The organism is Rhodospirillaceae bacterium (assembly GCA_018660465.1).
Classification (GTDB): Bacteria; Pseudomonadota; Alphaproteobacteria; order Rhodospirillales; family JABJKH01; genus JABJKH01.
This window is the reverse complement of the sequence record JABJKH010000003.1, coordinates 1-5,030: the sequence shown is the minus strand read 5'-3', so window position 1 is coordinate 5,030 and position 5,030 is coordinate 1. Positions and strand designations below refer to the sequence as shown.

Here is a 5,030-nt window from a genome sequence, read left to right as displayed (position 1 = left end):
TTCGTTCCCTTCGGTCACTACGATGAGCTAAAAATCCTCTCTTATGCAATCCCGCTAATTTGTTCCATAGGCGCTGACGTTAGACAGGCCTAATTTGCGGGTCAATTTCGAACAAGCGGTTGTAAAACAGGTCAGCCGCCACCTCTTTAATGGGCACAACACTTTTAAAGCTTTGTTGAACCAGATCAATTTGTTCGGGGGTCATGGGCTCACTCCTAATAAATTTTATTAATTCTGTACTAACGTGGATTCTGTGTCATTTAAAAACAACCTTAATTTTGTTCGATCTCCGCCAATACCGAGAGTAGTTTAGGCCAAGTTATGCTCGGCACGTCATAGGATACAATAACACTCTCAGGAGCAACCCTGGAAACGGTTCCGGTGATGGGTAGGGTTGCCATCTTCCCGATCAAGGGGACATGGACAGAAATTTTTATCTTATCGTTAACCTGAAGGGCCGAATTTTGAATTTCAACACTCACATTGACATCGCCAATATCGACAACTTCAAACTTTTCATCATCAGCATTAAGGGTCGCAAATACGCCTCCAAGGTCATATCGGGGGGTGTCCCTACGGTCACTTCCTCTTGATTCCGCCCTTCTATCTATGGCCATACGAGTTCCCTTCATATTATCAAGGGGAGGAGACAACAGTGCTGTCGCCTCCCCAGGTTTAAAACAAACCTTTACTTGATAACGTATCTAACAGGGAACTTATGTCCAGCCTCTTCGTTCATCTTGATGAAGGCACGCATCGCAGGTCCGATATCGACACCTTTCTTTTTCTTCACAGCTTCGACCCGTTCGTTCGGCCAGTCCTTAAGCCGCAGGGCCCAGTCTTTTTGGGCTGCCGGATCAATCGTCCGCACCTTGAAGCCAACGCTCGCAAGCTTATCCAAACCCCAGGCATGGTCCTTATCAGCCGCCTTCGCGGTTGCGAGTGTCCACTCAACGGCGACCTCATCAATGATCTTGACGATTTCCGCTGGCAGTTTCTTCCGCGCCTTCAGGCTCATGGTGAGGTTAATGTTCAGCACAGCACCAAAATTTGTGACAGTGTAGACACCTTTGCCGAGTGCCTTATGCAGGCCCAATTTAAAGTCGGTATCTGGGAACAAGACGATCCCTTCGCCAACACCGGTCGACAGTTGCGTCGCAGCTTTAGGGATGGAAGTCCGCACAGGAATGGCTCCTCTGACCCACGGAAGGTTTGGCCCAGCAGCAAGAATCTTACGGCCCTTAAGGTCATTGAAATTCTTCCAGTCAAACTTGGTCAGCAGGCCATAGTTATTGAACCCTGTAAAACCTAAGAGCTTCTGCTTATAGCGCTTTTCATAGTCTTGATAGAGCTCCGGGAACTGGGCCAACAGCTTGACACCGATGTTGCGTTGGACAACCGCACTTGGATGTTGGAACGGCACAAAGAAAGGCAGGTTCATGGCCATCGCCTTATCGTCATCAAAGCACACGCACCAGCCGCCCATATCCAGCCGCCCGTCTTGCACGCCTTCAAGGGTGTCGAAGACATTCACAACCGTCCCCGCATAGTGTTCTTTAAACTTGACTTTGTACTTCGTCTCTTTCGCAGCACGCTCCATGATCCGTGGGATCAGAACCTTTTTAAACTGCTTAATATAGGTAATGAATGGTGGATGGCCTGAACCGATCCGAATGGTAATATTGTTATCTTTTATCGACAAAGCGTGACTGCTTTGACCGAATAAAAGCGTGCCGAATACCGCCAAGAGCGTAATGCTCAGGGCGTGAAAAATCTTCTTCATCTCCGTAGCTCCCTATTTTAGTTTCATTAGATGATCCGAAGTTTCACATAAACTTCATTGGGGCTCAAGTCTGGCTCTATTGAGGCGCGTAGAACGTACCTTCAACTTCGAAAAAATCTTCCTGATTGAGCCCTGCCACCTCAAGGATTGTACGTGGCGGAAACGGGCCACCGTCCCACAGCTTTTCCTGAACCTGATTGGTGACACCCCGATAAAGGTCCATATCGGTTACATAGACAACTAATCTTACAGCGTCCTGAAGCGTTGCACCTTCGGACTTGGCGATTAGCTGCATGTTCAGAAAAGCCTGAGTGATGCGCGCTTCGACACCCTCGACCAGTAGATTTGTCTTGGGATCAAGTCCTCGCATCCCGGCAACAAAGACGAAATCCCCGGCCCGTGTTCCCAACGACCAGGTGCCAGTCGGCTTAAAAGCACCGTCTGGATCTAAAATTTTAACGCCATTATCCGCCATATATTTTACTCCCTTTTTTTGCTCAATTTTTTTCGGGCCATAAAAATAACCAAAGCCATGCCGGTTCCGATAAAGGCTGCGCCGATCAGATGGAATGTGAACAATTGTTCGCCCAGGAAGATAATCGCCATTGAGACCCCAAAAACAGGAATAACATTCAAAAATATCGCCGCGCGATTGGGTCCGATGGAACGCACACTCGCCGTCCAGATCGATACCGCAATGGCAGCAACAACAATACCCAGCAAGGCGACCACGCCAACAGTCAGCCAGCTTAGTGGGACCGGGCGTATGAAGGTGTGTTCAACAATATAGAACGGCACCAGCCCAATCGTTCCCGCCAAGTACACAAGAAACAAAGTCGTGGTTAGTCCTAGCTCGCTCGGCACGCGATGGATCAGGGTCGCATAAATCGTCCATCCCAAAACCGCCATGATCGCGAAGATATCGCCGCCGTTGAATTCAAGGCTTTTGAGGATATCCAAATTTCCCTGGGAGACCATGATAACCACACCGACCAGACCCAAAATAATTCCGATGCCTTGGCCGAAGGTGATTTTTTCGCGGGTCAATATCCAGGCCGGTATAATGGTCATCACCGGCTGAGCCGCATTGATGAGCGAAGCATTAATCGCCGTCGTGTAGTTCAACGCTACCAACAGAATTGCCGACGCCCCGACTTGAAAAAATCCCAGCAAAGCAATCAGTTTAATGTTGGCCTTGATGAGTGGAAGTTTGCGCGGCAAATCGACCCACACCAACGGCAATAAAACCAATGCCGCCAGGAGCCAGCGCCAAAACGACAACCCGAAAGGCGGTATTTCCTCATAAATCCCGCGCCCGACAACCGTCGCCAACCCCCACAGAAAGCACGAGAGCGTCACCAAACAATAAGCGACCAACGGCGTCGGCTTATAGGTCTCCAGGGTTTTTGCGAGTGAAATTTTCGGTGCAGTATTCAATGATCGATCAGCTATCGTGCCGGCCCCCAGTTTCTTTTGAGTTTAAGATATGGGTTTCGGAGGTGGGACACTAGCAAATACTATCCGGTGATTTATTCCCCGTCCTTCGAGACGCGCTTTCAGCGCTCCTCAGGATGAAGTGAATATTTAAATTTCTTCATCCTGAGGAGCCGCGCCAGCGGCGTCTCGAAGGACGGGAAGTAAAGCTTGTCCGTTCAGCCCGAATAACTCTTCTTACTCATCGGATCGCGCCCCCGCCCGACGGGCCTGCCCTCGTCGTCGAGCACATGCACCAGCCTGCCGCTGTTGTCGACGAGCAGTCCATGGTCGAGGAACTGATCAGTGATCGCAATCTGCTCCAAAGCGATTTCGGTACGGCGTTCCTTGCTGCCCCAAAGACAGAACAGCGCAAACGGGATCACCAAGGCGGCAATGCCAAATCCGATATAGGCCGCGACCCCAGGCTGTTCGCGGTGCAAAAACAAAGCAACCGCGATAAATACAAACCCCATCACCACCGCGCCCTTTGATTTTTTGTGGATTTTAACCTGCTCGTCATGTTGTGCATACAAAACCGCCAGCTTGCGACATTCTTCTTGCAGTTGTTTCTTTAACTTGAAGGGGAGTTGGAGGGACTTCGCCATGTGTTATACCAAGGAGTACATCACTGTGTCTCATCCCCGCGCAGTCGCAAGGCCCACATTAGACCCAAACACGCCCCCTTGGCATGGGGAAGCAAGCCAAGAGTCAAGAGAAGGATCGTCGGCGCCCATAATGACGCATGCACCCATAGGGGTGGAGAGAATGTCAGTTCGACATAAAACGCGAGTGAGACAACGATATGCCCGGTCACTAAGATCATCAGCCAAGGCGCAAAATCGTCCGTGCGAATATGGTCGAGCTTTTCACTGCACGCACCACAGGCGGGCGTCGGCTTTATATAGGTTTGAAAAATTCGACCCATCCCACAATTCGGGCAGCGTTTGCGAACACCACGAGATATAGAGAGAAGGATCGAGCGCTTCGGGCCTGTATCAGTCATCATTTCCTACTGTGTCAAGAATCTCTGCACTCTTTACAACGCAGCCGACAAGAAGTACATCACTGCCATTATAAATGTTCCGTCGCGCCATTGCTTGCGGCGACGTGCGCCGCCCAGCGGATAATCCGAAATCCGGCGCACTAAATTCGTATTCCGAAAGAAAAAACATGACAGCATTCGAAGGTGTCGTTCCGGCGCTTGGCCAAGCATTGGACAAACGCGGTTACACCGTATTAACCCCGGTTCAAACGGCGGTAATCGCCCCGGGCCTCGGCCAGGGCGACGCCTTGGTTTCGGCGCAAACCGGGTCTGGCAAGACCGTGGCCTTTGGGCTGGCTTTAGCTCCGACCCTGTTGGACGGCGCGGACCGGTTCGAGCGCGCCCGCACCCCCTTGGCCTTGATCATCGCGCCGACCCGGGAACTGGCCCTGCAGGTAAAGCGCGAATTGGAATGGCTATATGAAATGACCGGCGCGTCTATTGCGTCCTGTGTTGGCGGCATGGACATGCGGACTGAACGCAGCAATCTTAACCGGGGCGCACATATTGTTGTTGGGACCCCCGGACGGCTGCGCGATCACATTGAACGGGGCTCGTTCAATACATCGACGCTTCGCGCTGTGGTGTTGGACGAAGCCGACGAAATGCTCGACTTGGGCTTTCGCGAAGATCTGGAATATATGCTCGATACCACACCCAGCGACCGCCGCACCTTGATGTTTTCCGCCACCGTGCCGCGCTCGATCGCGACCCTTGCCAAGCGCTACC

Annotated in this window: 7 protein-coding genes; 1 reads left to right on the top strand and 6 read right to left on the bottom strand. The window is 51.4% G+C overall.

Annotated features, from left to right (window positions below; all coding sequences use genetic code 11):
* Positions 1-272 precede the first annotated feature (272 nt).
* The 6 genes from HOM51_00565 to HOM51_00540 form a co-directional block, all read right to left on the bottom strand.
* Positions 273-617: a hypothetical protein gene (locus tag HOM51_00565; protein ID MBT5032984.1), complete on the bottom strand. Its 345-nt coding sequence runs from the start codon at positions 615-617 to the stop codon at positions 273-275.
* Between the two features lie 71 nt (positions 618-688).
* Positions 689-1,783, bottom strand: coding sequence for a hypothetical protein (locus HOM51_00560; protein ID MBT5032983.1), 1,095 nt, complete (start codon positions 1,781-1,783; stop codon positions 689-691).
* A 76-nt stretch (positions 1,784-1,859) separates the two neighbouring features.
* On the bottom strand, positions 1,860-2,258 hold the full coding sequence (locus HOM51_00555) for a RidA family protein (GenBank protein ID MBT5032982.1): 399 nt from the start codon (positions 2,256-2,258) through the stop codon (positions 1,860-1,862).
* Between the two features lie 5 nt (positions 2,259-2,263).
* Complete coding sequence (locus tag HOM51_00550) at positions 2,264-3,220, bottom strand: DMT family transporter (GenBank protein ID MBT5032981.1); 957 nt, start codon at positions 3,218-3,220, stop codon at positions 2,264-2,266.
* Between the two features lie 215 nt (positions 3,221-3,435).
* Positions 3,436-3,864 (bottom strand): hypothetical protein, encoded by a 429-nt coding sequence (locus HOM51_00545; GenBank protein MBT5032980.1) that lies wholly within the window; start codon positions 3,862-3,864, stop codon positions 3,436-3,438.
* 20 nt (positions 3,865-3,884) lie between these two features.
* Complete coding sequence (locus HOM51_00540) at positions 3,885-4,262, bottom strand: DUF983 domain-containing protein (GenBank protein MBT5032979.1); 378 nt, start codon at positions 4,260-4,262, stop codon at positions 3,885-3,887.
* 167 nt (positions 4,263-4,429) lie between these two features.
* Between HOM51_00540 and HOM51_00535 the strand changes: the two genes are divergently transcribed.
* On the top strand, positions 4,430-5,030 hold a 601-nt coding region (locus HOM51_00535; GenBank protein ID MBT5032978.1), incomplete at its 3' end, for a DEAD/DEAH box helicase.

What these genes read in the sequence shown, in the direction of transcription:
- HOM51_00565 (MBT5032984.1), bottom strand. Translation starts at nt 617, where the DNA reads ATGGCCATAGATAGAAGGGCGGAATCAAGAGGAAGTGACCGTAGGGAC.
- HOM51_00560 (MBT5032983.1), bottom strand. Translation starts at nt 1,783, where the DNA reads ATGAAGAAGATTTTTCACGCCCTGAGCATTACGCTCTTGGCGGTATTC.
- HOM51_00555 (MBT5032982.1), bottom strand. Translation starts at nt 2,258, where the DNA reads ATGGCGGATAATGGCGTTAAAATTTTAGATCCAGACGGTGCTTTTAAG.
- HOM51_00545 (MBT5032980.1), bottom strand. Translation starts at nt 3,864, where the DNA reads ATGGCGAAGTCCCTCCAACTCCCCTTCAAGTTAAAGAAACAACTGCAA.
- HOM51_00540 (MBT5032979.1), bottom strand. Translation starts at nt 4,262, where the DNA reads ATGACTGATACAGGCCCGAAGCGCTCGATCCTTCTCTCTATATCTCGT.